Origin of the sequence: Bradyrhizobium sp. 22, from assembly GCF_000482425.1 — a bacterium.
In the GTDB taxonomy this organism is placed as follows: domain Bacteria; phylum Pseudomonadota; class Alphaproteobacteria; order Rhizobiales; family Xanthobacteraceae; genus Bradyrhizobium; species Bradyrhizobium japonicum_B.
This window is the reverse complement of sequence record NZ_KI519399.1, coordinates 4676941-4701144: the sequence shown is the minus strand read 5'-3', so window position 1 is coordinate 4701144 and position 24204 is coordinate 4676941. Positions and strand designations below refer to the sequence as shown.

Here is a 24204-nt window from a genome sequence, read left to right as displayed (position 1 = left end):
CACAAGTCCTTAGGGATAATTTACTTCACTCTGTCAGGCCTAAGCGCTCGGAGAATGGACGATGGGCGAGACCTCGATCGAGTGGACTGACGCAACCTGGAATCCGGTCGCGGGTTGCACTGTGCTCTCGCCTGGTTGCACCAACTGCTACGCGATGCGCATGGCTGCGCGTCTTGAGGCCATGGGAGCCGAGAAATACCGCGGCCTAACGAGAAAGAGTGGAGAAAGGTCAGTTTGGACTGGCAAGCTATTCCTCGATAGGCGCGCACTTGAAGCACCAAAGGCCTGGCGCAAGCCGCGCCAAATTTTTGTGAACTCAATGTCCGATCTATTCCACGCGAATGTGCCGGATAGTTTTGTCCGCGAGGTCTGGACGACGATGCAGGCGACACCGCAGCACACCTATCAGATCTTAACCAAGCGCCCCGACCGGATGGCTCAGGTCACACATGCTTTGCCAACACTGAAGAATGTCTGGCTTGGCACCAGCGTCGAGAACGCAGATTACTTGGATCGCGTCGAGGATTTACGCCGGGTTCGCGCAGTGGTTCGTTTCATTTCATTCGAGCCGCTGCTCGGATCTGTCGCCACCGCTGATCTCTCCGGCATCCATTGGGCGATCGTTGGTGGTGAGAGCGGTCCCGGAGCCCGCTCGATGGACCCAAAATGGGTGGACGAAATCCAGAGTGCTTGTCGCCGTCACGGCACGGCGTTCTTTTTTAAGCAATGGGGCGGTAAAAATAAGAAGGCATCCGGCAGGCTACTTCGTGGTCGGACGTACGATGAGATGCCGCTTAGGATTTAACAGGTGATCTCCGATCCGTGTGGCGAGACCAATCGCCTCTTGCGCTGGATTGGAGATGCACAAGAACAGCGAAAACATCTGCGGCCCGCGGTCGATTGGTAGCGCGAGAGGCTTCAATACTGCGCCGAAGATTTCGCTAAGCCGACCTCGCACGTAGCGCTCCAGCCCAGCCGGATTTAGGTCTCTTCGTCGCTCAGGCAACATGCCGAACATGTCGGGGTTCCCGACCTCAGGATAAAGCTCTTCTTCCCAAGAATCTGAGCCAAACATTCGCGTCAGCGCGGCGCGCTTATGCTCATCAATATCAGTCAGCTTCCTTGTAGCCTGTCGAAATAATCCCGCCAACGGAAATAGAAACCAGACGTCGATTGCTTGCGTTGCGGCGAGCGCTTGAAGAGTGGTCCACTCGACCTCCATTCCATATGGGTCAAGAAAGACGACGGCTCGTTTGTCGTCCCAGCTATTATTTGCAACTAATTGTTTCAGAGCTGAATTTGCATCTTCCTCCGCGACAACGATGTTGCGTCGGAGATTCTTGGCTCGCAAATCTTCCAGCGCAGACACATAATTGGGATTCTTTTCGATGAAGACCACAAAATCAAACTCGGGTCTTACGTCCAGCGCGATTTGAGCTGATCCGCGCCTGCGCTCGACGACCTCTTCGATGGGTCTTTCGACCAGAGTAGCGCCTTGTCGCTCAGTTCGAACCGTCCGAGTACCACTTCCGGCAAACGCATCAATGTACCAAAGGTTCTTGAAGTGAGGACGAAGCGCCGTGGTAAAGGCCTTTAGATACCCCTCAATAATCGACAGTTTGAGTTCGGTATGTTGTCCACCAAATTCGTGATCCGCGATCATGATTTCTCGCACGCCTTAGCGGTGCAGTAATGTCGCCAAATATGTGAACAAAAATACACTCTACCAAAAATAGTATCAACCCAATTGCGATAAGACGTCGCTCTTTGGGCAAGTTTGGGCCTGTTGGTGTCGAACCGAGCCTACGGCTGAAACGGCGAAAACGGTCCGGAATAGGTCTTCGCGCGCGGCGCGGCGTAGGGGCCGAGCCGGGAGGTCTTCAGGCCGAGCCGCACCAGTGATTCCGCCAGCGTCACCGCGGCGGCGACGCCGTCGATCACGGGCAGGTCGTGCGTGGCGGCGAGCTCGGCGGCGAGATCGGTCATGCCGGCGCAGCCGAGCACGATCGCTTCAGTGCGATCGTCGCGGATGGCGGCGGTGATCTCCGCGGAGATTCGTCCGATTGCATCGGCGTTGCGCGCCTCGAGCGCCAGCACCGGGACCTCGGCGGCGCGGACGCGGGCACAGCGCTCGGCGAGGCCATATTTCCTCAGATTGTGCTCGATCGGGACGATGGAGACACCGAGCGTCGTCACCACGGCAAAGCGCGCCGCGATCAGGCTCGCCATGTGGAAGCCGGCCTCGCCGATGCCGATCACCGGCGCTTTGGCGACGGCGCGGGCGGCATCGAGGCCGGTGTCGTCGAAGCAGGCGATGATGTGCGCGTCCGCACCGTCGCGATCGGCCTCGCGGATGCAGCCGAGCATGCCGGGGACGGCGAAGGCCTCGTCGTAAAATCCCTCGATCGAGACCGGGCCCATCGTCGGTTGCCGCGCGTCGATCTCCGTGCCGGGCAGGGCGACGCTGCGCGCCGCAGCGGCGATCTTCGCCGTCATCGACGCCGTGGTGTTGGGATTGACGACGTGAAGCCGCATCGGATCAGACAAGTCCCTCAGACCAGCGTGTTGTTAGACGAGTCCTTGGCCGGCGTCCGAGCCCTTGGCCGCCTGCCGCTTGTTGAGCACGTGGATGGTGCCGAGCGCAAGGGCGATCACTGTGAAGGAGACGGCCGAAATCACGGTGCCGAGCGCATAGATGTCGGGGTTCGTCACCGTGGTGGTGAGGCCCTGCAGATCCAGCGGCAACGTGTTCACCGCGCCGATGGCCTGGCTGGAGCGCGCGAGCTCGTCCCACGACAGCGTGAAGCCGAACAGGCCGATGCCGATCACCGACGGCAGGATGATCGGCAGCACGACATGGCGGAACGTCTGCCACGGCGTGGCGCCGAGATCGCGCGCGGCTTCCTCGAGCCGCGGGTCGAAGCGGTTGAAGATCGCGAACATGATGAGCAGCCCGAACGGCAGCGTCCAGGTCAGATGCGCGCCGAGCCCGGAGGTGAGCAGGCCCATCGAGGTCTCGAAATTCTCATTCCAATGCGCCTTGATCAGATCGTCGATGATACGGAATTCGAGGGAAATGCCGAGCGAGGTGATGATCGAGGGCACGATCAGGCTGGCGATCGCCGAGTAGAACAGGATGCTTTGCGCCTTGAACTTGCGCCGGAACGCCATGCCGGCGGCGACCGACAGCACGACGGTGACGATCATCACGATGATGCCGAGCAGCAGCGAGCGGCGAAAGGCGGCGCCGAGATCGACGATGCCGGTGCCCTGGAACAGCTTTGCGATCCAGAAGGTCGACACGCCGTTCATCGGGAAGGTGAGGCCGCCCTGCGGCCCCTGAAACGACAGCACGTAGATCGCGATCATCGGCCCGTAGAGGAACAGCACATAGGCCGCGAAGAAGATCGCGAGCACGTAGAACGAGCCCGGGCGTCCTTCCGTCATGCTCTAGAGCTCCTTCTTGATGTCGACGATGCGCGACATCATGGTGATGATGAGGAAGGTGATGGCGAGCAGGATGACGGCGTTGGCTGCCGCGGCCGGGAACTGCAGCGCATTCACCCGCGTCTCGATGATCTTGCCGGCGGCGGCGATCTGCTGGCCGCCCATCACGCCGATGGTGATGAAATCGCCCATCACGATGGTGATGACGAAGATCGAGCCGATCACGATGCCGGGCTTGGACAGCGGAATGATGACATTGACGAGGGTCTGGAAGCCGCTGGCGCCGGCATCATAGGCGGCCTCGATCAGCGACTTGTCGATGCGCACCATCGAATTGAAGATCGGCACCACCATAAAGAAGGTGAAGAGGTGCACCAGCGCCAGCACCACGGAGAACTCGGAGAACAGCAGCCATTCGATCGGATGGTTGATCAGTCCCGCTTTGGTGAGGCCCGAGTTGACGAGGCCGTTGCGCCCGAGCAGTGGAATCCAGGCGATCATGCGGATCACGTTGGAAGTCCAGAACGGGATCGTGCAGAGCAGCGACAATCCCATCTGCCAGGTCTTGGACTTGACGTGGAAGGCGAGGAAGTAGGCGACCCAGAAGCCGATGAAGAGCGTGATGGCCCAGACCATGAAACACAGCTTCAGCGTCTTCAGATAGGTCTTGCCGATCGTGCAGAGATCGGGGAGTTGCGCGATGCAGCCCTCGAACGTGTCGGTGTAGCCGCGGCCGGAGAAAGTGGGCAGCAGCTGGTATTCGTTGTAGTCCCAGAACGAGACGATGACGACGAAGGCGAGCGGAATGAGGAAGAAGGCGAGAAACACCAGCATCATCGGCCCGGCCTGAAGCCAGGAGATGAAGGACGGCGACAGGCGCGTCGGCTTGGCGGCGCGCACTGTGCCTGACCCCGGGATCAGGCCCGGGGCTGCCTGTTGCAGGACTTCTTCGGACATGTCGCGCTACGCCGCGATGAACTCGTTCCACTTGCGGACCATGTAGTCGTTCTCGTCCATCACCGCGTTCCAGCAGGCGACGCCGCCCATGCGGTCCTCGTAGGAGCCGCCGTCGCGCACCGCGCCGGCCTTTTCGAGCAGTGAGCCGTCGGGCGCCTTGATGTCCTTCTCGGCCGGCTTGCCTTCCATCCAATAGGCCCACTCGTAGGGCTCCATATGCGCCTTCGCGGTGGAGAGCACGGCGGAGTAATAGCCCTGGCGATTGAGATAGGCGCCGGCATAGCCTGATAGAAACCAGTTCACGAACTCATAGGCCCATTCGAGCTTCGCACCCGAGACGCCCTTGGAGACGCAGAAGCCCGAGGCCCACGAGCGATAGCCTTCCTTGAGCGGCTGGAACGTGCAGGGGATGCCCATCGAGCGCACCTTCGTCACCGCCGGCGACCACATCGACTGGATCACGGTCTCGCCCGAGGCCATCAGGTTGACGCTTTCGTTGAAGTCCTTCCAGAAGGCGCGGAACTGGCCGGCCTTCTTGGCTTCGGTCATCACCTTCATGGTGAGGTCGATCTCTTCCTTGGTCATGTTGCCCTTGTCGGCATATTTGTACTTGCCGGAGGCTTCCACGACCATCGCGGCATCCATGATGCCGATCGAGGGGATGTTGAGGATCGAGGCCTTGCCCTTGAATTCGGGGTTGAGCAACTCGGACCAGGAGCTGATCGGCCGCTTGATCAGGTCGGGGCGGATGCCGAGCGTATCGGCATTGTAGACGGTCGGGATCAGCGTGACGAATTCGGTCGCCGACGTCGCGAACTTCTTGGAATCCTTGCCTTCGAGGTAGAGCACCTTCCAGGGCGCGGTGCCCTGGCCGCCGATCTTCTTGCCGCCGGGCGTCTCGCCCTTGGTGAACACAGGCGTGATGTTGCCGAACTCCTTGATCTTGCGGGCGTCGAGCGCGAGGATGTTGCCGGACGGCACGATCTTCTTCAGCGAGAAATATTCGGTGTCCAGCACGTCGAAGGAGTTCGGCTGGGTCATCACGCGCTTGGTGACGTCGTCGGTGGTCGCGGTGATGTATTCGATCTTGATGCCGGTGTCCTTCAGGCACTGCCTGGAGATGTCGTCGCCTTCGTTCACGGCGGTGCCGAGATAGCGCAGCACCTTGGCATCGGCCGACTTCACATAGGGAAAGCCGGTGATGGCGCCGGAGCCGGCGGCGAGGCCGGCAAGACTTGCGGTGCCCTTGAGCAGCGTGCGGCGGCTGAGGCCGGTTGTCCTGGTCGTCTCGGTCATTTCCCTCACTCCTCTAGTGTTGCGCATTTTTCCAAGATCAAGGGCGCTATTGCAGGCGTTGCGCCTTGGCGGGGTCCCAGGTGGCCAGCACGCGATCGCCCGGACGGAACGGGTGGACGTCGAAAGTGGCTTCGGGAACGTGGGAGAACAGGGCGGTGCCGTCGTCGAGCGTGAGCGAGACGGCGATGTAGGAGCCCTGGTACTCGGTCTGGGTCAGCAGCGCCGGCGCGCCGAACGCGCCGTCAGCGAACGGCGCGATGCCGAGCTGATCGGCGCGCACGGCGATGAGCTTGCCGGCGTCGCTGAGCACGTTGTGGCCGCCGATGAAGCGCGCCACGAATTCGGTGCGGGGATGGTGGAAGATGTCGCGGGCCGTGCCCTGCTGCTCGATCTTGCCGTGGTTCATCACCACGATGTGGTCGGCGAGCGCCATCGCCTCTTCCTGGCCGTGGGTGACCTGGATGAAGCTGATGCCGAGTTCTCGCTGCAGCCGCTTCAATTCGCCCCGCATCTTCACCCGCAGGAACGGATCGAGCGCCGACAGCGGCTCGTCGAGCAGGAGAATCTGCGGCTCGGTGATCAGCGCGCGGGCCAGCGCGACGCGCTGCTGCTGGCCGCCGGAGAGCTGCGCCGGCAGCCGGCCGGCATATTGGCTCATTGCCACCAGCTCCAGCAGCTCGCCGGCGCGCTTGTGGCGCGTCGGCTTGTCGATGCCGCGCATCTTCAGGGCAAAGGCGACGTTGTCGAGCACGGTAAGATGCGGAAACAGCGCGTAGGACTGGAACATCATCGCAGTGCCGCGCGCGGCCGGCGGCAGGTCGGTGACGTTCTGACTACCCAGGATGATGTCGCCCTCGCTGACGGCCTCGTGGCCCGCGACCATGCGCAGGGTCGAGGTCTTGCCGCAGCCGGACGGGCCGAGCAGGCAGCAATAGGTGCCGGCCGGGATCTTCAGGTTGACGGTGTCGACCGCCAGCGTCGTGTCATAGCGCTTGGTGACGGCGACCAGTTCGAGGGCGGCGGGAGTGGCCATGGCGTGTCCAAGGAGGGGCGGTGCTTGCCGCTCTCTCCGCAAGGTCCGTGCCAACCGCCGCCCTGCCGGCCGAATTGCGAAACTGTGCAGCGGAGTCAGATCGTTAGATCGAATCCGGGCCCGCTGTCCCGTCCGCCCTGTGCGCAATCACCTGCACACGAAACGAGCGCGGATTGTATAAACTTTCGCCTGTGATTGCATACAGCTCGTCGACTAACATTCGCGAGCGAACGTCGTCGATCGAGCCCTCAAGCCCAACCTCGAACTCATGGCCGCCAAGCCCCGCCCCAAATCCGACGCGCCCGATGCGAACGATCGCGTCAGCCGCATCCGGGAGGGTGTGACCGCCGCGATCCTCGAGCACCGCCTGCTGCCGGGCACCAAGCTCGGCGAGGACGAGCTCGGCGAGATCTACGGCGCAAGCCGCACGCTGGTCCGCACCGCGCTTCAGCAGCTCGCGCACGAGGGCATCGTCAACATCGAGAAGAACCGTGGCGCCTTCGTCGCGCGGCCGACGCCGGCCGATGCCCGCGAAGTGTTCGAGGCGCGCCGCCTGATCGAGCCCACCATCGTCGATCACGCCGTCGATGCGGTGACGCCGGACTGGATCGATCGCCTCCAGCGGCATCTTGCCGAGGAACGCGAGGCCGAGCTGCGCGGCGATGCCCGCGCCTCGGTCCGGCTCTCCGGGGAGTTTCACCGTCTCGTCGCCGAGATGAGCGGACACAGCATCTATCTCGGCTTCCTGAAGGAGCTGATCGCACGCTCCTCGCTCATCATTCTGCTCTATCGCCGTCACGACACGCCGGCCTGCGGCACCGAGCACCACGCCGGCATCGTTGCCGCCATTCGCAAGCGCGACAAGCAAGCCGCGCGCGCGCAGATGCTGTCGCACCTGGACGAGATCGAAGCCGAGCTGTTCCTGAAAGATCCCGTCGCCGACGAGCTGCGGCTTGCAGACGTGCTGGGGTGATTGCCGCGCCCCGGGGCGCAGCATGCAATGATGTGCTGCTGAACCGGGGCTCATCTCTGTTCGCAAAGCGGGTCCCGATTCAGCGACGCAGCGTTACACGCTGCACGACGCTCCCGGGGACAGGCTGGGCTCCAAAAAAGTTGCGGCCAGGCTTTGGGGGAAGCCTGGCCGCGCGCGAACCGGTCTGGGACGGGGAGGGGTGGGGATGTGACCGGGTCGCGTAACCTGCTGTCTCGTTCCTGATCTCTTGCTCAGTCTCTCGCGCTGGCGGTGGAGACCGCCGGCTTGGTATCGCCGAGCGAGACCCAGACGTTGGGATCGCTCTGCGACTGGCGCTTGACGAAGCGGTAGCCGGTCTCGGTCCAGGCAACGACGTTCTCATTCTGATTGTCGAGAACGAACTCGCCCTTGTCGGTCTTCACCGTCAGCACCGCGTGGCCTTCGCCCTTCTTGTCGCGCACGACGGTGATGAGCAGGGCCTGGCGCGGCCATCCGGCATCGATCAGCATCTTGCGCTTCAACAGCACGTAGTCCTCACAGTCGCCGTAACCGTCTGATGGCAGCGACCATTTCTCGATCACGCCCCAGTGCTCCTGGTCGGTCAAAGGCTTGACGGTCTCGTTGACCCAGCGATTGACCTTGACGAGGTCGCGCCATGCGCCCTGCGACATCACGATGTCGCGCGGCTGCGCCGGTGCGCCCTGGCACTGGGCGGTGTTGTCCGCACAGAATTCGACCCAGCCGATCGGTGCACGCGTGGTGTCACCGAGGCTCGCGTAGAGCAGACGGCCTTCGCCGGCCTGCGCTGCCGCGCTGATCCCGAAGAGCATGGCGGCCAGCGCCAGCCCTTTTCCCTGTCCCCTGAAGTCAAACATTGCGGCCCCCGTTTCTTGTTGGGACCACATTTCGCATGGAGCTTTTGCGTTGCCGCTAAGTCGACCAAGTCAAGTCGAGACGAATGCAAGTAAAACCTGCGGCGAATTCGATCTATACTTGAATCGAATTCTCATAAAATTTGAAACAACTGCAATTGATTCAAATTTTATCGATTAACGCGGAAACACTGGCGGAACCGCCGTTTCCATCTGCAAACGGGCTGCGCGTTAACCCGCCCTGACGCCGTCACGACGCATGAAAAAGGCGGCGTCCGCATTGCGGAGGCCGCCTTCAGGGCTGGAAATTACGGGGTTTTGCCGCGCTGGCGCTTTACCGCGCGGTAACGCTCTCTTCGAGTGTCTCGATCGGCTGCTCGTGCAGGAACTCCAGCGCGAAGCCGTCTTCGAGGTTTCGGACCACGCGGCCCTGGACCCGGCCGAGCAGGACCGTCGATTTCAGCGGCGGCCGGTTCTCCGCGGCGATGGCGGCGCCCGACAGCGAGAGGTCGATGATGCGGCAGGTCATCTTGGTGCCGTCCTCGAGCGTCAGCACCGCGATCGGGTTGCGCGGCACGATACGGTCGTGACGGCGGTCTTCCGGCAGGTTGAGGATGTCGCGGTTGGCGAGCCAGGTCAGCTGGGCCGCGAGCTTGTCGCGCTTCCGGGGCGTAGCCCCGATCGTCATGGCGAAGCCGTTGTCGATGATGCGGGTGATCTTGCCCTCGACGCGGCCGATATGGTCGAGATAGGCGACCACGCGGTCGCCGACATTGCCGATGCCGGGGGCGAGCAGCGCGAGCCCGCCCGGCGACATGTTGATCACCTGGCAGGGGAATTCGCGGCGGTCCGGCAGCATGTAGCGGCCGAGCAGGTGCACCTTCACCCGCTGGAAGCGCCGACGCTCCTCGGCGGCCGGAAGAAATTTTTTGTTCGCCAACGCCATTTTCAACACCCGACCCCCCGCCCGGGCGGAGTCCGGGACGACCCTAAGGTGCACAGGGTTAATGCCGCGTTAGGATCGGCCGCGGCGGACACGGACTGACACAATGCGCCCGAAAAGCCACACCCGGTGATGGCGCTCATGCCGGCCTCGTTGCACGACGCTGCAGCACCACCAGCAGCGCCAGCAGCAGCGCAGCCGACAGGCCGAGCGACCAGTGAATGCCGATCGCCGCGCCAAACAACCCGACCGTGATGCCGCTGAAGGCCCGCATGCCAAGGCCGGCCATATTATAGAGACCGACCACGCGGCCGCGGATGTCGTGCGGCGCGTTCAGCTGCACCAGCGCCTGCGCCATAGTGTTGAACGACAGCTCGAAGAAGCCGGCGCAGAACAACAGCACGATCGCGACCGGATAGACCCGCACCATTGCGAAGCCGAGCAGCGCCAAGCTCCAGAGCATCGCGAGCAGGATCGCGACGCGCGGGGTGCCCTTCAGGCGTCCCCAGGATTCCAGCGCGATCGCGGCGAGCACTGCACCGGCCGCGTCGGCCGCGAGCAGCACGCTGTAGGAGACGCCGGGATCGCCATGGCCGAGGTCGCCGGCAAAGCCCGGCATCTGGGCGTGGTAGGCATTGCCGATCATGAAGGAGGTGAGGCCGGCAAGCCAGGTCATCGCCGTCAGCACCGGCTGGGTGGCGATGGCGCGGATGGTCAGCACGATATCGGCGAAGCCACGGACCGCAAAGCGCCGCGCCGCCACGCTCTTGTCGCGCACCGGCGCCCAGAACAGCCAGAGCAGCATCGGCAGATAGAACAGCGTGTTGAAGATGATGCCGTGCGAGGTGCCGAGCGTCAGCATGATGATTCCGCCCACGGCCGGCCCGACCAGGATGCCGAGATAGCGCGCCATCGCGTTCAGCCGCACCGCGCTCGGCAGGTCGGCAGGCGCCACGAGGTCGTAGAGCAGCAGCTGGTTCGGCGTTTGCCAGAGCACGCCGGCGCAGCCATGGATCACCAGCAGCAGCATCGCGTGCCACATCTGGATCGTGTCGGTGAGGAAGAAGAATCCCCACCCGCTCGATGCCACGATGAACAGCAGCATGCCGCACTGGATGATGCGGCGTGGATCGACCCGGTCGGCGAGCCCGCCGACCGCGACCGAGAACAAGAGGAACGGCAGCCAGTGCGACAGCACCGCAAAACCTGCCAGCGCTGGCGAGTGGAATTTCTGAAACACAACCCAATAGCTGATCACATGCTCGATATTGTCGGCCATCATCGCCAGCACGTAAGAGCCGAACTGGAGCCGGTACGGCACCGACTTCATCGCCGCGAACGAGCCGGAGGCGGCGACCGGATTTTGGGGCAGGGGGTTCAAGCGGGCACCACGGTAGGGAGCTTGCGGCCTTACACGGTCGCTGGCGAGGGCTCAAGAGAATTGGGTGTGCGGCGGCACGAAGCGGCTAGCCGATCCTTTCGCGCGTGTAGGCCTCTGCCTGCGCGACGAGGTGATCGAGCGTGTCTCGGGCGGTGTCGAGTACGAGATGTTCCCGGTCCCACGGTTCATAGTGGCGATTCACGACGTCATCCCAGCTTGGCAGCTTATGGCCGCTGATGTCGGCCGACCGGCCTTCGACGCGTTGCCGGTGCAAAGCCGGGTCACTGCACACAACTTCGATCTCGACGATTGGAGCCGAGTATTGCGAGGCGGTCTGCCGCCAGGCCGCGCGGCTTAGGTGGACGGGATTGACGCAGTCGGCAATGACGGGCCGGCGGAGTTTCAGATTTTCGGCCGCAATCGCGTTGGCGATGGCGTAGCCGGCCGCACCGACTGCGAGACCGCTCTCCCGCAGAGCCTGTTCAATGGCATCGATGCGAAGATGCGTCGCTGCGAGCCGCATCGCCAGCCCGCGGGAAAGTGCCGTCTTTCCGGTGCCGGGAAGGCCGCCAAAGACGATCAATGCCGGGTGTCCGAGGATTGTCATTTTTCGGGATCGCTCAAGTGATCAGCGCGCCGCAGCTTGGCACGCGCGTGCATCTCACATACGCTTCACCTTACGCCCGCGCCATCAATCATAACAGACGGGCAACGAGGAAGCAGCCATGCAACAGATCCGCGTCTGCACCCACGCAGGTCCCGGCTCGGAGCCCGTCATCCGCACCGTGCCGTGGCCGAAGGTCGGCAGGAAGGCCGCGCTGATCAAGGTCGGCGCTTGCGGCGTCTGCGGCACCGATCTGCATATCCTGAAAGGACATTGGCCGAAGCCGCTGCCGTGGCCGTTCACGCTCGGGCATGAGCTCGGCGGTGTGATCGTCGAATGCGGGGAGGAGTTCACCGAGGACTTCATGAGCAAGCCACTGACCGTCGGCTCGAAGGTGATGATCCCGCCGCTGATGCCCTGCGGCCATTGCTATTACTGCATCCATTATCCGCAAGTAGCGAACAAGTGCCTGACGCCGGTCTATTACGGCCGCTATCTCGGCTTCGACAAGGCGCCGCATATGTGGGGCGGCTGGGCCGAATATGTCTATGTCGATCTCGACATGCTGCCGGGCACCAAGATCTACAAACTGCCCGACGACATGTCGCTGCGGCTCGGGGCGCTGTCGGAGCCGCTGACCTCCTGCATCCGTGCCTTCAATCGCGCCACGCGTGCGGGCGGCTTTACCTGGGGTGACACGGTGGTGATCCAGGGCTCGGGCCCGATCGGCATTTTGGCAGTCGCAGCCGCCAGGGAGATGGGGGCAGGGCGCGTGATCTGCGTCGGCGCGCCGGAGGAGCCGCGGCTCAAGCTCGCCCGCGAGTTCGGCGCGGAGGCGACCGTGAACATCGAGGAGCTGACGTCGCCGCAGCAGCGCATCGATCGCGTGCGGAAAATCGTCGGCGGCTTCGGCGCCGATCTCGTGATGGACTGCTCGGGTCATCCGACCGCAGGCCCCGAAGGCATCGAGATGCTGCGCGACGGCGGCACCTATGTCGAGATGGGCCAGTTCACCGACGCCGGCTCGATCGACACCTCCTGGCACCGCATCTGCACCAAGGACCTCAACGTGCTGGGCTCCTGGGGCTTTACCGGCAACGACCTGCCGCTCGGCGTCGACATGCTGTACCGCACACGAGACAAATATCCCTGGCTGAGGATGCAGACGATCTATCCGTTCACGGAAGAAGGCGTCGCGCAGGCTGTGAAGGACGCGATGGCGATGAAGACGGTGAAGTCGACCATCGTGCCGTGGCCGGAGCTGGTGGAATGATGGCCTGCCGCGGTAAGTGATCCGCAGGCCACGTGCCGGCATTGCAACGAGAGCCACGATGACAGACGCATCCAACCCGCAGGCTCGATCGCCCTTCGATGCCATCCGCGCGATCGACTATACCGTCATCTTAGTACGCGACATGGCGGCGATGCGCCGCTTCTACGAGGACGTTCTTGCCTTCCCGCTGCTGCGAGAGCTGTCGCCGAACTGGATCGAGTACGGCCTCGGCTCCAACACGCTGGCGCTGGCACGGCCGAGCCGTACTGCTGCTGATGCGCCGATCCCGACCGGCAGCGCCGCGCTGCAAATGGCGTTCAGGGTGTCCGCAGCCGAGGTCGATGCGTGTGCCGACGAGCTGGTGCGGCAGGGCGTTGCGCTGGTATCGCCGCCGACGAACCAGTCCTTCGGCCACCGCACGCTGTTCTTCCGCGATCCCGATGGCAATCTGCTGGAGGTCTACGCGGAGATCTGAGCGCTGCGCGCTCAGCGGAGCCTCTATTCGACGCTCCCGGTCAGCATGGCCTGCGCCCAGTCGGGGCGGTTGTTGGCGAGCGCGCGCGCCGATGCGGCGTCCCAGTCGTATTCGAGGGCCAGCAGCTCGACCTGCCAGCGCTTGTTTCTGTTCGTGAGGATCGCGTAGCGGGCGTGAGGCGAGCGGTGTTCGAGTTTTGCGGCGATGGGAAGGTCTGCGAAGACCGGGCAGCCAACGCTTCCCGGGTTAAGGACCAGGCGGTCGCCGGGACCCTGAACGACCGCCTGGCGGTGGCTATGACCGCACAGCACCACGCGCGCCGCCGGTTCGCTCGCGAGGCGGGCCTCCAGGACGTCGCGGCGTGCCGGTACAAAGCGGCCGTCGTCGAGCGATTCCTCCAGCAGGCACGTCGTGTCGTTCTCCGGCGTGCCATGGCAGGCCAGGATTGCCTCGTCCAGACGTAGCTGGGAGGGCAGGCTGTGCAGCACCCGGCGCTGCTCCGCGGTCAATGCGTTGCGGGCAAACAGGCCGGCCGGCGAGAGCTTGTCGTCCGGAAACTCCTCGATCCAGCGGTCATGATTGCCGCGCACGGTCGGCAACGACAGCGATTGCAGGGCTTCGAAAGTCTCCTTCGGCCACAACGGACTGGTGACGCAATCGCCGAGGTTGACGATACGATCGACGCCACGCGCCTTGATGTCGGCCAGCACGGCCTCCAACGCAGCAAGATTGCCGTGGATATCGGAAATGACTGCCAATCGCATCGTTGTGCGCTCCATCGCTTTGGGTCCGATCTCGGCTCAGTCGCAGCCAGATCCGGTTGCCCCGATGTTAATCAAGGTCGCCGCAAAAATCCGCTGCAACCTCTCAGGCGCGGCTTTCCGCCAAGCCATGCAACATAGGCATGGTGATTTCCGCGCGCTTGGCGTAAAGAGCGGCCAGATCAAATCGCCAGCGTGTGGCCGGGCCGATTGCCCCGCACGTCGGCCTCAGGCCTCTCGGCTCGCTGTGCCGCGCCTGAATTAACCAAGGTTCTCCATCCCGTGTCTTTTCCGGCCCTGACCCCGCCGCTCGTCCGCGCTTTGGCCGAGCGGAACTATGATTCTCCGACCCCCGTCCAGCTCGCCGTGCTCGCGGACGAAGCCGCCGATCGCGACCTCCTGGTTTCGGCCCAGACCGGCTCGGGTAAGACCCTCGCTTATGGCCTCGCCATGGCGAGGGACCTGCTCGGCGATGCCGAGCAGTTCGGATCCGCGGCCGCTCCGCTCGCCCTGATCGTGGCGCCGACCCGCGAGCTCGCGATGCAGGTCCAGCGCGAGCTCGCCTGGCTCTATGGGCATACGGGCGGGCGCGTGGTCTCCTGCGTCGGCGGCATGGATCCGCGCCGCGAGCAGCGCGAGCTTGCGGCCGGCGCCCATATCGTCGTCGGCACGCCGGGCCGGCTCTGCGACCATTTGCGCCGCGGGCGTCTCGACATCTCCGAATTGAAGGCGGTCGTCCTCGACGAGGCCGACGAGATGCTCAATCTCGGCTTTCGCGAGGACATGGAATTCATCCTCGAGACCACGCCGGATACGCGCCGCACCCTGATGTTCTCCGCGACGTTCCCGCGCGGCATCGTCGCGCTGGCCAAGCAATACCAGCATCAGGCGTTCCGGATCGAGGTCGCCGGTGACGAAGGGGGCCACGCCGACATCGAGTACCGCGCGATCCGGATCGCGCCCGCCGATGTCGAGCATGCCGTGGTCAACGTGCTGCGCTTCTTCGAGGCGCCGAGCGCGCTGGTGTTTTGCAGCACGCGCGATGCGGTCAGGCACTTGCAGGCGGCGCTGCTGGAGCGCGGCTTTTCCGTCGTCGCTCTTTCGGGCGAACTGACGCAGAACGAGCGAACCCTGGCGCTGCAGTCGCTGCGCGACGGACGCGCCCGCGTCTGCGTCGCGACCGACGTCGCCGCCCGCGGCATCGATCTGCCGAGCCTCGACCTCGTCATCCATGCGGACCTGCCCAACGATGCCGAGGTGATGCAGCACCGTTCGGGCCGCACCGGTCGCGCCGGTCGCAAGGGCACGAGCGTCCTGCTGGTGCCGCCCGCCCGCCGGCGGCGCGCGGAGCTGCTGCTCAATCTCGCAGGGGTGGACGCGGTCTGGGGCACGGCGCCGCAGGCGGACGAGATCCGCAAGCTCGACCATGAGCGCATGAAGGACGTGTTGTTCACCGAGGAAACGACCGCCGACGATCTGGTGCTGGCGCAGGCGCTGCTCGCCGAGCGGTCGGCCGAGGAGATCGCCGCCGCACTGGCGCGGCTCTATCGCGCGCGGCTGCCGTCGCCCGAGGACATCATCGATCCCGGCGAGCGGAGCGGCCGGCCGCGCGAGGAGCGCGGACGCGACAGGTTTGAGGGCGGCGACGATCGTCCCGCCAAGCCGCGGTCAAAGCCCGGGAAATCGTCGAAGCACGGCATGGCCGACGGCAGCGTCTGGTTCCGCGCCGCGATCGGGCGGCGCAAGAATGCGGAGGCGCGCTGGCTGCTGCCGATGATCTGCCGCCGCGGCGGCATCGACAAGCGCGATATCGGCGCCATCAAGATCATGGACACCACGACCGAGTTCGAGATCTCCGCGCAAGCCGCGGAATCCTTCGCCGCAAAGATCAAGCGTCCGGACAAGGAAGACAGCATCCGTATCGAGCCGATGGCGGACGCGCCGCAGCGACAGGCGCCGCCGGAGCAACGGTCACACGCGCCGGCTCGCGAACGAGCCGATGGCGATCATCGCGAGCGCCGCGACGAGCGGCCGCGCGAGACGCGTGAATTCAAGCCGCGCGGCAAACCGCCCGGCGATCGCGCGCCGCGATTCGACGACGCGCCCTTTGGAAAGAAGAAGCATCGCGACAAGCAGGCCCGCGCGGAGCCGTCGGTGACGCCTTGGCCGGTGAAGGGCGCACCGGGAAAAAAGAAGAAAAAGCATCGCGGCTGAGCCGCCGCCGGACGGCAGCGGCGACGTCATCTGCATCGGCGCAGTCGGGCAGGTGCGCTACGCCGCAGTGAGGTCGTGCCGCATGTAGGTCGCGCCTTCCCCGTAGGAGGCGAGCTTGGCGCGCATTGCCGCGTCCGCCGTCACCGGCCGGAAGCCGAGATGTTGCCACAGCGGCCGCGTCGCGTAGACCGAGACCAGTGCGAGCGTCGCGATGCCGGATGCGCGCGCGAGCTGCGCAATACCGCCAACATATTCGCGCGCCACGCCGCCGCGGAATTCCGGCAGCACGGCGACATCGTGCACGTAGAGGCAGTCCGCGTCTTGGGGGAGCCGTTCGAGCAAGCGGTCGAGCGGCGGGATCTGATGCAGCTTCCAGGGATGCGCGAGGCCGTAGCCGGCGATCGTATCGTCCGCAACGAGCACGCGGCATCCGTCGGGATAGAGCTGCATCTTCTCCGCGAACACCTCGGCTCTTTCGGGAAGATCGGGATGTATCCGCGCCGCGATGGCGACGATCGCCGCGAGATCGGATATGCGCGCTGGGCGCCAGTAGGGCTTGCTCATCTCGATCCGTGGTTCCGTCTCACATCATCCAGTTTATTCCACCGCGCGGTGGCATGCCGCGAAAAATTTCTTTGCTGCCGCCTGAGGAATACGAGGCCGCGCCCGGCGTCCTACCCCATGCAAGCCAATTGCATGACAGGAGACATCATGACGTCCTCGATCCGCCTCGCGCTCGCGCTGGCTCTATCGCTCGCGATCGTTCCCGCCGCCTTCGCCGCACCGCCGACCAAGACCGGCAAGACCGACAAGGGCAATGTGCTGACCGATGCCAAGGGCATGACGCTCTACACCTTCGACAAGGATGCCGACGGCAAGTCGGCTTGCAACGGTCCATGTGCGACGAACTGGCCGGTGCTGAAGGCCGAGGCCAGCGACAAAGCCGGCGACGGCTACACCATCATCACCCGCGACGACGGCTCCAAGCAATGGGCCTACAAGGGCAAGCCGCTCTACACCTTCGCCAAGGACCAGAAGCCAGGCGACATCACCGGCGACGGCTTCCTGAACGGCGCCTGGCACCTGGCGATGCCGTAACGGCGGGGTACGCAGACACGAACGTCGGCTGCTCCACGCGACAGCCGGCGCGCTGCGGTCATCTCGGATATTCCAGCTGCATCGCGACGAAGTCGGCCGTGCGCGGCCCGTAGCGAGAGTCGATGGCGCGCAGGGTCTGGTCCAGCGCCCGTGCCGGCGGCAGATCGACGGCGGCCGGCGCCGTCTGCTGTGCCGGCCAGTCGGCGACGGCCGCGTCGGGCAGGATGCGAAGACCGCCGCGACTCGTCTGCGCCTCCGTCGTCGCCGCGAAGGTGAGGGCACGCGAGCGATAGGTGCGCGACCATGCATCGGCGACCAGCGCCAGCGACACCTCGTCGATAGCAGGCGTCAGCGCGATTCCGAGTTGCTCGCGATTCCAGAATGCGAGCGTGTTGGCGATCGCGGTCAGCGCGAACGGGCGGGTGAATTGGAACGCCTCGCTGCGGTGACGCGCATCCCATCCCGTAAGTCCGACCTCGCGGGCGACCGCTTCCGCCTTGGCGCGGCCGGCGATGGCCTCGACCAGGGTCAGGGCCATCGGCATGGATGCGGTGATGCCGGTCGTCGTCGCAACGCCGCGGTCGACCACCAGCCTGCGGTCCGCGACGTAGCGGATCGCGGAATGCTTTTGCAGATCGCGCACGGAATACCAGTGCGTGGTGGCCTTGCGGCCGTCGAGCAGCCCGGTGTTGGCGACGACCTTGGCACCGACGCAAACGCCGATGATTATCGCGCCCTTGCCGGCCTGGCTTCTGATCCATTGCAGGGCTACGGTATCGTCTTCGCGGCTCATCGCGGGCACGATGACGTAATCGGCGCCGTCGGGATGCGTGGCATCGAACGCGGCGATGGTCGCATGCGGCTGCACTTTCAGCGCGGGATAGAGCGCGACGGGTCCGGGCTCGGTCGCCAAGGTGAGCACGTCGGCGACGTCGGCGCGCGCGAGAATGCCGTATGGCATCAGATAGTCGGTCGTCTCGGTCATGTCGTTGATGCCGACGATGGCGATCAGCGGGCGCTTGCGCTTCGGCGGCTTCAACGCCGCAAGCGTCGCGTCAACCTCCTCTTTGGATATCGCAGGCGCGGTTCCCGGAGCTGGCGAGCCGGGCAGCAGCAGCAGCCAGGTCCCGCCGACCGCCGCCAGCAGCGCCACGCAGCCGAGAGCGCTCCACGCCAGAATTCGCCAGCTCATGAGATCTCACCCGACCGTCGTTAGCTCACGCGATGCGGAAACTATCCCTTCGCGGCACGATCAGGAATGACGCAGATCCCGCAAAAACGGTCGCATGCACCAGCGCGGCCATTGTGACGGAGTGGGAACTATCTCAGCCCCTCGTACACCATCAGCCCGCGGGCGATCTGCAGTTTCCGGATCGCGCGCGGCAAGAGTTTCTCCGGTTGGTGCAGGTAGCGCCAGGAGGTGAGGGTGAAGGCTGAAAGCGCGCCGCATTCGTCGTCGAACGGCGCGAGTACGCCGGTCACGCTCACCGGCGTATGCGGGCGGGCGTTGAAGGGCAGCAGCAACAGCTCGAGATGGGCCTTGCTGCCGTCCTCGCGCGCGGCCGTGACGCCGGCGATCGCGCCCAACGCCTCGTCGGCGACGATGGTCGTGATCTCCTCGATCTCGCTGCGGCTCGCATCATCGAACAGCGCGGCAAAGCCCGTGTCCTTGAGATCGCGCCCCGCCAGCGCGCAGACGCGCGTGCCGGCGACGCGGAACGGGAAGCCGAGGTTCGGCTCGCAGGAGAGCACGAAGATGTCGCCGAGCAGGCCGCGGACCGCGGCCGGATCGATGTCGGCCCGGTCAGGGGCCCGTGCGGCGCCACGCTTGTCGTCCCAATAGGCGAAGAACGCGCGGCTCGACGGATGTTTCATGTCTGAACGCTTACCCCGGGGTGCAACCTCGAAGGGACAGAGCTGTCCCGCTTCAGTGCACCCGCGATCCCTTGTGTTGTTGTGCAGGAGGGGATTTGCAGCGTCCATGCCGCACGCGCGTTTTCGCCTCCCCTAAGCCCGCCTTTGCGTCGTTAACGTTAAGTTAACTATGCGCTTTGCGTCGGCCGCCGCCCTGTTATGGTGATCCCGGTCACAAGCCCCGCCGCTTTTCTCCAGGTTCTCGGCGGGGTCTGTACACAGGGCGTCAAACAGTTTGGCCACGGGCCGGGGAGGGGTGGGGATACACCTTCATTCCGGGATCGGAAGGCCGACACGGACAGGCAGGGCTTTCCCAGGGCCCTGCCTTTTCCTTTTCGGGCGCGACCTTCTTTGGCGGCGCGTCACGTTGTGCCGCGCCTTGTCCGGGACGCGGAGGACCTTGGCGGGCTGACTCCGTGCCCCGGCGCCCCGTCGGGGGCGAACTCGACATCCCGCCTGATTCCCTTTTGTGCACTTGCGCAAGGCCGGGAAAGGCGACTATCTGCAGGTGGATCGCTCCGATCGCCTGAAAGCGAAGCTGTCTTGGATTCCCCGCACAATTCGTCGCAAGATCCTCCGCTCGACCTGCCTGCCGCCCATGAGGAGGCTCCGCACGAGCCGGTGCTGACGCTGCCGCCGGCGCTGACCGCCTATATCATCCTGCTGGCGGTGATCCATCTGCGGGTGCTGCTGCCGCCGGAATTCGAGAACTGGACCATCGACGTCTTCGGCTTCATCCCGAAGCGCTACGATTCCTCCCTGCTCAATCTGGAGATCCCCGGCGGCACCGGGGCCAAGGTCTGGACCTTCGTCACCTATTCGCTGCTGCACGCCAATCTGACTCATCTCGGCTTCAACGTGCTGTGGCTGCTGCCGTTCGGCAGCGCGCTGGCGCGGCGCTTTGGCGCCGTCAGGTTCTTCCTGTTCCTGGCGGTGACAGCGGCGGCCGGCGCGCTCGCCCATCTCCTCACCCATGAGCACGCGGTGGCGCCGATGATCGGCGCCTCCGCCTCGGTGTCGGGCGCGATGGCAGCCGCGATCCGCTTCGCGTTCGTTCGCGGCAGCTTCCTGTCGTTCAACCGCTCGGACGCCGATACAGCGGCAAGGGTCCCGGCGCTGCCGCTGTGGCGCGCGCTGCGCGACGGGCGGGTGATCGGCTTCCTCGCGGTGTGGTTCGGCGTCAACATCATCTTCGGCGTCGGCGCGATCGGCATCGATGCCGAAACCACCAGCGTCGCCTGGCAGGCGCATATCGGCGGCTTCTTCGCCGGCCTGTTGCTGTTCACCCTGTTCGATCCGGTGCCGCGCGTGCGAAGCGATGCTGCGGATGCGTCATCACGGGACGTTTCAGACCGTATTTGAAGCGGCGCTTGCGGCGCGGCCCGAATTCATCCATCATTTGCGGGAAGAATGTTCCGAAGCTGCAAGCCGCTGGCGGCGATGCTTCGCAAAGCGCCCGAGCGTGAAACCGGCGCCAAACAAAACTGTTAGTTGAAGACTCGAAGACCAAGTTCGGACCGCCGAGAAGGCGGGCGGCTCGGATTCAGGGAGGCGACAATGACGGTACGTTCCATTCTCAACACCAAGGGCCACCAGATCGTAAGCGTCGAGCCCGAGGTCAAGCTGGCCGCCGCGGTCAGGCTGCTCGGTGAGAAGAAGATCGGCGCGGTGCTGGTGATGAACCAGAGCCGGCTCGAAGGCATCCTGTCGGAGCGCGACATCGTCCGCGTGCTCGGCGAGCGCGGCGCCGGCGCGTTGGAAGAGCCGGTGGCTCAGGTCATGACCCGCAAGGTCGTCACCTGCAAGGAGACCGACACCGTCGCCGAGCTCATGGAGATGATGACATCGGGCAAGTTCCGCCATCTGCCCGTGATCGACAACGGCAAGGTGGTCGGCCTGATCTCGATCGGCGACATCGTCAAGCGCCGGGTTCAGGAATACGAATCCGAGCAGGAAGCCCTGCGCGACTACATCAAGACGGCCTGATCAGGCCTGGTCGTCCGCTTTCGGGGCGTGCCCCGCGGGCGCCGGCGCCAGCACATCGATCGCCTCCTGGATCGACTCCAGCGCGCGCTCGGCGGCGCGCGCACCGTGGGCGATCAGCTCCTCGGAGCGATGGAAGTCGAACCAGCCGAACTGGCCGATCCGCGGCGAGATCAAGAGATCCGGGGGATCGCCGGCGAGGCGGGCGCGCGTGATACGGTCCTGCATGATGTTGAAGGCGTCGACCATCACCGAGGAGATGCCGGGCCGGCCGTTGCCGCCGAAAAATTCTCGCTTCATGGTCTTCTCGGGCGAGAACAGCCGCGGGAATCGCCGCTTGGTCGTCGGCTCCTCAACCTCCGGCGCGACCTGAGCCGGCACGGCGCCATGCGCATGAATGGTCGTGGAATGGGTGAAGATGTCGCTGGAAAGATTTGCCGCGATGACGATTTCGGCGCCGAGCGCGCGGGCGGCGGACACCGGCACGGGATTGACCAGCGCGCCGTCGACCAGCCAGCGGTCGCCAATCAGCATGGGCTGGAAGATCCCGGGCAGGGCGTAGGACGCGCGCATCGCATCGACCACGCGGCCACGCGTCAGCCAGATCTCGTGGCCGGTGCGCACTTCGGTCGCGACGCTCGCGAACTTGATCGGGAGGTCCTCGATCAGGATCTGTCCGATCGCGTCCTCTAGTCGGCTTGCCAGCTTCTCGCCGCCGAGCAGGCCGGAGCCGTTGAGGCGAATGTCGAGATAGCCGAGGATGTTGCGCATGCCCTGCAGGCTGCGCCCCCAGTCTTCGAACGTATCAAGCCGGCCGGCCGCGTGGAGACCACCAGCGACGGCGCCGATGGAAGTGCCGACCACGACATCGGGCACGATGCCGTTGGCAAGCAGGGTCCGGAGGATGCCGATATGGGCAAAGCCGCGCGCCGCTCCGCCGCCGAGGGCAAGGCCGATGATGGGACGGCGGGTGGGGCCAAGGCCAATCTTCTCACCGTTCGAGCCGTTTGCGCCGCGCCCCTTCAAGATGTCCAGCACCGAAACTCTCCTACGCCAGGGCCAAAGCTGCGGCCAGGCCCGTATCGCCAGACTAGGCACCGCACTCGCGCTCCGCCATCCCGGGCGCGAAGCATGGTTTATGCCGCTTTGGACAGGGTACCGGGCAGGAGTAAGGCGAGGGGCGTTGCCTCAGGACTAATCACGCAGGCGTCAACCGGGTTCCACAGACCGAACCGGCACCGTATTTCCTGGGGTTTCAGAGGCTTGAATTTGCCGCGTTTTCGGTGAAAAGCAGGAGGCATGACACGCGGGGGTGACGGCATCATCGGATGGCGGCGCAGCATCAGGCTGCTGCCGGCGCTAATGCTCGTCGCGGCCCTCGTTACCTCAAGCCAAGACACTGCGCAGGCGCAGCTTTTCTCCGATCGTCCGCCCCCGGTCCCGCCGGCTTCGGTGCCCGACCCCGGCGGCGCCGTCAGCCTGGCGCCGCCCTCCGGGCCAGGCGCCGGTCCTGCGAGCCTGCCGCCGACCCTGATGCAGCCGGCCACGCCGAGCATGCCGCCGCCCGCCCTCACCACCGTGCCGCCGGCCGCGCCGCTCAATGCGGCCGTGCCCGGTCAAGGCGTGCTGTCGCTGAGCGCGAAATACGGCAAGGACACGCCGGCGATCACCAGCGGCCTGGTCTGGCGTGTGTTTGCCGACCGTCCCGACGAGAACGGCACCTTCAAGCTGATCCGCGAGGACCGCAACGCCTCGCCCAACATCGTGCTGCCGCCGGGCAATTACGTCGTGCACGTCGCCTTCGGCCTGGTCAGCGCGGTGCGGACCGTCAGCCTGAAGGCCGAGACCGACCGCGAATCCTTCGTGCTGCCGGCCGGCGGCCTGCGCATCGAGGGCCGGGTCGGCACCAGCCGGATTCCGCAGAACCAGATCTCGTTCGCGATCTACAAGGGCAGCCAGTTCGAATCCGGCGAGCGCGCCTCGCTGGTGCCGAACGTCGCCGCCGGCGACGTCGTGCTGATCCCGGAAGGCACCTATTACATCGTCTCCAATTACGGTGACGCCAACTCGGTGGTGCGCTCGGACATTCGCGTCCAGGCCGGCAAGCTCACCGACGTCACCATCACCCACCGCGCCGCCGTGATCACGCTCAAGCTGGTCAGCGACAGGGGCGGCGAGGCGCTCGCCAACACCGCCTGGTCGGTGCTGACCCCGGGCGGCGACGTCATCAAGGAATCGATCGGCGCCTTTCCGCGCGTGGTGCTCTCCGAAGGCGAGTACCGCGCCATCGCCAAGAACGAGGGCAAGGTCTACGAGCGCGGCTTCAACGTCGTGAACGGCGTCGACGGCGAGGTCGAGGTGGTCGCGCGGTAGCGCCTGGGCGGTGATGCCGCCCCGGCGGGACGCTGGACCGATTCCCCTCGCGCGGCGCTTCTGATTCCGTGCACCATCGACCCATCTCCTGTTACCGCTCGTCCGGCGCGCTGGTGCAAGGAGGCGCGTCGGCAGCAAATCCAGCAATTCTGTTTTGAATGATTCTCAGGCCACTCCAGGCTTCGCCGGGAGTCCATAAACACCGGCGCCGCCGGCTTATTCCTGACGCCTCGCGCATTCACCACAGCCGGTGGAAGATACCGATTTCCGATCATCAATCTTGTTCTCTTTCCATCCCGCTGGGTTATATGTCGGGCCTTCCGTCCAACGGGGAAGGCCGGCGCAGATTGTGAATCTGCGAGACCGGCAGGGGAGCAGAGGACCAAGCTCGTCGGCATGTTCGAAGTGATCCTGACCAGGCGCAAGCGGTTCGGCTGGCGATGGCGTGTGTGCGACCAGTCCGGCAAGATCTTTGCCGATGGTTTCGAGCGCACCCGTCCGTCGGCGAAATATCATGGCGAGCGCGCGTTGTTCTTCCTGTTGTCGCAGGCCTATCTGCGCAACCGCTCGGCGGCCTCCAGCGAGGATTAACAGCCGGGGCAGCTGC

Annotated in this window: 25 protein-coding genes; 10 read left to right on the top strand and 15 right to left on the bottom strand. The window is 64.8% G+C overall.

Annotation, left to right across the window (positions count from 1 at the left end; genetic code table 11):
- The first annotated feature begins 61 nt into the window (after positions 1-61).
- On the top strand, positions 62-805 hold the full coding sequence (locus tag K410_RS38625; protein ID WP_080672202.1) for a DUF5131 family protein: 744 nt from the start codon (positions 62-64) through the stop codon (positions 803-805).
- Here K410_RS38625 and tcmP read toward each other — a convergent pair.
- The 6 genes from tcmP to K410_RS0124065 form a co-directional block, all read right to left on the bottom strand.
- On the bottom strand, positions 761-1663 hold the full coding sequence (tcmP, locus tag K410_RS0124090) for a three-Cys-motif partner protein TcmP (protein WP_028137240.1): 903 nt from the start codon (positions 1661-1663) through the stop codon (positions 761-763). The genes K410_RS38625 and tcmP overlap by 45 nt on opposite strands.
- A 140-nt stretch (positions 1664-1803) precedes the next feature.
- Positions 1804-2535, bottom strand: coding sequence for an aspartate/glutamate racemase family protein (locus K410_RS0124085; RefSeq protein ID WP_028137239.1), 732 nt, complete (start codon positions 2533-2535; stop codon positions 1804-1806).
- Positions 2536-2568: 33 nt separating this feature from the next.
- Positions 2569-3447: an ABC transporter permease gene (locus K410_RS0124080; RefSeq protein WP_028137238.1), complete on the bottom strand. Its 879-nt coding sequence runs from the start codon at positions 3445-3447 to the stop codon at positions 2569-2571.
- 3 nt (positions 3448-3450) lie between these two features.
- The gene (locus tag K410_RS0124075) at positions 3451-4404 is read right to left on the bottom strand and encodes an ABC transporter permease (protein ID WP_028137237.1); all 954 of its coding nucleotides are present in this window, start codon (positions 4402-4404) and stop codon (positions 3451-3453) included.
- A gap of 6 nt (positions 4405-4410) precedes the next feature.
- On the bottom strand, positions 4411-5700 hold the full coding sequence (locus K410_RS0124070; protein ID WP_028137236.1) for an ABC transporter substrate-binding protein: 1290 nt from the start codon (positions 5698-5700) through the stop codon (positions 4411-4413).
- Positions 5701-5746: 46 nt separating this feature from the next.
- Positions 5747-6733 carry an ABC transporter ATP-binding protein gene (locus K410_RS0124065; RefSeq protein WP_028137235.1) on the bottom strand — a complete coding sequence of 329 codons (987 nt, stop codon included), beginning with the start codon at positions 6731-6733 and terminating at the stop codon, positions 5747-5749.
- Positions 6734-7001: 268 nt separating this feature from the next.
- Here K410_RS0124065 and K410_RS0124060 point away from each other — a divergent pair, with 268 nt between their 5' ends.
- Positions 7002-7706: a GntR family transcriptional regulator gene (locus tag K410_RS0124060; protein ID WP_028137234.1), complete on the top strand. Its 705-nt coding sequence runs from the start codon at positions 7002-7004 to the stop codon at positions 7704-7706.
- Positions 7707-7957: 251 nt separating this feature from the next.
- Here K410_RS0124060 and K410_RS0124055 read toward each other — a convergent pair whose 3' ends face one another.
- From K410_RS0124055 to K410_RS0124040, 4 genes are all read right to left on the bottom strand, one after another.
- Complete coding sequence (locus tag K410_RS0124055; RefSeq protein ID WP_028137233.1) at positions 7958-8581, bottom strand: transglutaminase-like cysteine peptidase; 624 nt, start codon at positions 8579-8581, stop codon at positions 7958-7960.
- 331 nt (positions 8582-8912) lie between these two features.
- Positions 8913-9524: a PilZ domain-containing protein gene (locus K410_RS0124050; RefSeq protein WP_024340745.1), complete on the bottom strand. Its 612-nt coding sequence runs from the start codon at positions 9522-9524 to the stop codon at positions 8913-8915.
- Positions 9525-9660: 136 nt separating this feature from the next.
- Complete coding sequence (locus tag K410_RS0124045) at positions 9661-10851, bottom strand: MFS transporter (protein ID WP_049820191.1); 1191 nt, start codon at positions 10849-10851, stop codon at positions 9661-9663.
- Between the two features lie 136 nt (positions 10852-10987).
- A complete protein-coding gene (locus K410_RS0124040) occupies positions 10988-11509 on the bottom strand; it encodes a P-loop nucleotide/nucleoside kinase family protein (protein WP_028137231.1) in 522 nt (173 codons plus the stop codon).
- 118 nt (positions 11510-11627) lie between these two features.
- Between K410_RS0124040 and K410_RS0124035 the strand changes: the two genes are divergently transcribed.
- Both K410_RS0124035 and K410_RS0124030 read left to right on the top strand, forming a co-directional pair.
- Positions 11628-12779, top strand: coding sequence for a zinc-binding dehydrogenase (locus K410_RS0124035; RefSeq protein ID WP_028137230.1), 1152 nt, complete (start codon positions 11628-11630; stop codon positions 12777-12779).
- Positions 12780-12837: 58 nt separating this feature from the next.
- Positions 12838-13254: a VOC family protein gene (locus tag K410_RS0124030; RefSeq protein WP_028137229.1), complete on the top strand. Its 417-nt coding sequence runs from the start codon at positions 12838-12840 to the stop codon at positions 13252-13254.
- Positions 13255-13277: 23 nt separating this feature from the next.
- On the opposite strand, the gene K410_RS0124025 is transcribed toward K410_RS0124030, so the two are convergent.
- Positions 13278-14018 carry a metallophosphoesterase family protein gene (locus K410_RS0124025; RefSeq protein ID WP_028137228.1) on the bottom strand — a complete coding sequence of 247 codons (741 nt, stop codon included), beginning with the start codon at positions 14016-14018 and terminating at the stop codon, positions 13278-13280.
- A 279-nt stretch (positions 14019-14297) separates the two neighbouring features.
- On the opposite strand from K410_RS0124025, the gene K410_RS0124020 reads away from it, so the two are divergent.
- Positions 14298-16229 (top strand): DEAD/DEAH box helicase, encoded by a 1932-nt coding sequence (locus K410_RS0124020; protein ID WP_028137227.1) that lies wholly within the window; start codon positions 14298-14300, stop codon positions 16227-16229.
- A 57-nt stretch (positions 16230-16286) separates the two neighbouring features.
- Here the strand turns inward: K410_RS0124020 and K410_RS0124015 are convergent, their stop codons facing one another.
- On the bottom strand, positions 16287-16793 hold the full coding sequence (locus K410_RS0124015) for a GNAT family N-acetyltransferase (protein ID WP_028137226.1): 507 nt from the start codon (positions 16791-16793) through the stop codon (positions 16287-16289).
- A 147-nt stretch (positions 16794-16940) separates the two neighbouring features.
- Between K410_RS0124015 and K410_RS0124010 the strand changes: the two genes are divergently transcribed.
- Complete coding sequence (locus K410_RS0124010; protein ID WP_196236041.1) at positions 16941-17327, top strand: COG4315 family predicted lipoprotein; 387 nt, start codon at positions 16941-16943, stop codon at positions 17325-17327.
- Between the two features lie 58 nt (positions 17328-17385).
- On the opposite strand, the gene K410_RS0124005 is transcribed toward K410_RS0124010, so the two are convergent.
- Both K410_RS0124005 and K410_RS0124000 read right to left on the bottom strand, forming a co-directional pair.
- Positions 17386-18519: a DJ-1/PfpI family protein gene (locus K410_RS0124005; protein ID WP_028137224.1), complete on the bottom strand. Its 1134-nt coding sequence runs from the start codon at positions 18517-18519 to the stop codon at positions 17386-17388.
- 128 nt (positions 18520-18647) lie between these two features.
- Positions 18648-19202 carry a PAS domain-containing protein gene (locus K410_RS0124000; RefSeq protein ID WP_028137223.1) on the bottom strand — a complete coding sequence of 185 codons (555 nt, stop codon included), beginning with the start codon at positions 19200-19202 and terminating at the stop codon, positions 18648-18650.
- Between the two features lie 582 nt (positions 19203-19784).
- Here K410_RS0124000 and K410_RS0123995 point away from each other — a divergent pair.
- Together K410_RS0123995 and K410_RS0123990 are read left to right on the top strand one after the other, a co-directional pair.
- Positions 19785-20603 (top strand): rhomboid family intramembrane serine protease, encoded by an 819-nt coding sequence (locus K410_RS0123995; RefSeq protein WP_028137222.1) that lies wholly within the window; start codon positions 19785-19787, stop codon positions 20601-20603.
- A gap of 195 nt (positions 20604-20798) precedes the next feature.
- On the top strand, positions 20799-21227 hold the full coding sequence (locus K410_RS0123990; RefSeq protein WP_028137221.1) for a CBS domain-containing protein: 429 nt from the start codon (positions 20799-20801) through the stop codon (positions 21225-21227).
- Here K410_RS0123990 and K410_RS0123985 read toward each other — a convergent pair whose 3' ends face one another.
- Positions 21228-22262 (bottom strand): patatin-like phospholipase family protein, encoded by a 1035-nt coding sequence (locus tag K410_RS0123985; RefSeq protein ID WP_028137220.1) that lies wholly within the window; start codon positions 22260-22262, stop codon positions 21228-21230. It lies immediately after the preceding gene.
- 261 nt (positions 22263-22523) lie between these two features.
- On the opposite strand from K410_RS0123985, the gene K410_RS0123980 reads away from it, so the two are divergent.
- Both K410_RS0123980 and K410_RS0123975 read left to right on the top strand, forming a co-directional pair.
- Positions 22524-23597 carry an RgsD C-terminal domain-containing protein gene (locus tag K410_RS0123980; RefSeq protein ID WP_028137219.1) on the top strand — a complete coding sequence of 358 codons (1074 nt, stop codon included), beginning with the start codon at positions 22524-22526 and terminating at the stop codon, positions 23595-23597.
- A gap of 396 nt (positions 23598-23993) precedes the next feature.
- Positions 23994-24188: a hypothetical protein gene (locus K410_RS0123975; RefSeq protein ID WP_028137218.1), complete on the top strand. Its 195-nt coding sequence runs from the start codon at positions 23994-23996 to the stop codon at positions 24186-24188.
- The last annotated feature ends 16 nt before the right edge of the window (positions 24189-24204 follow it).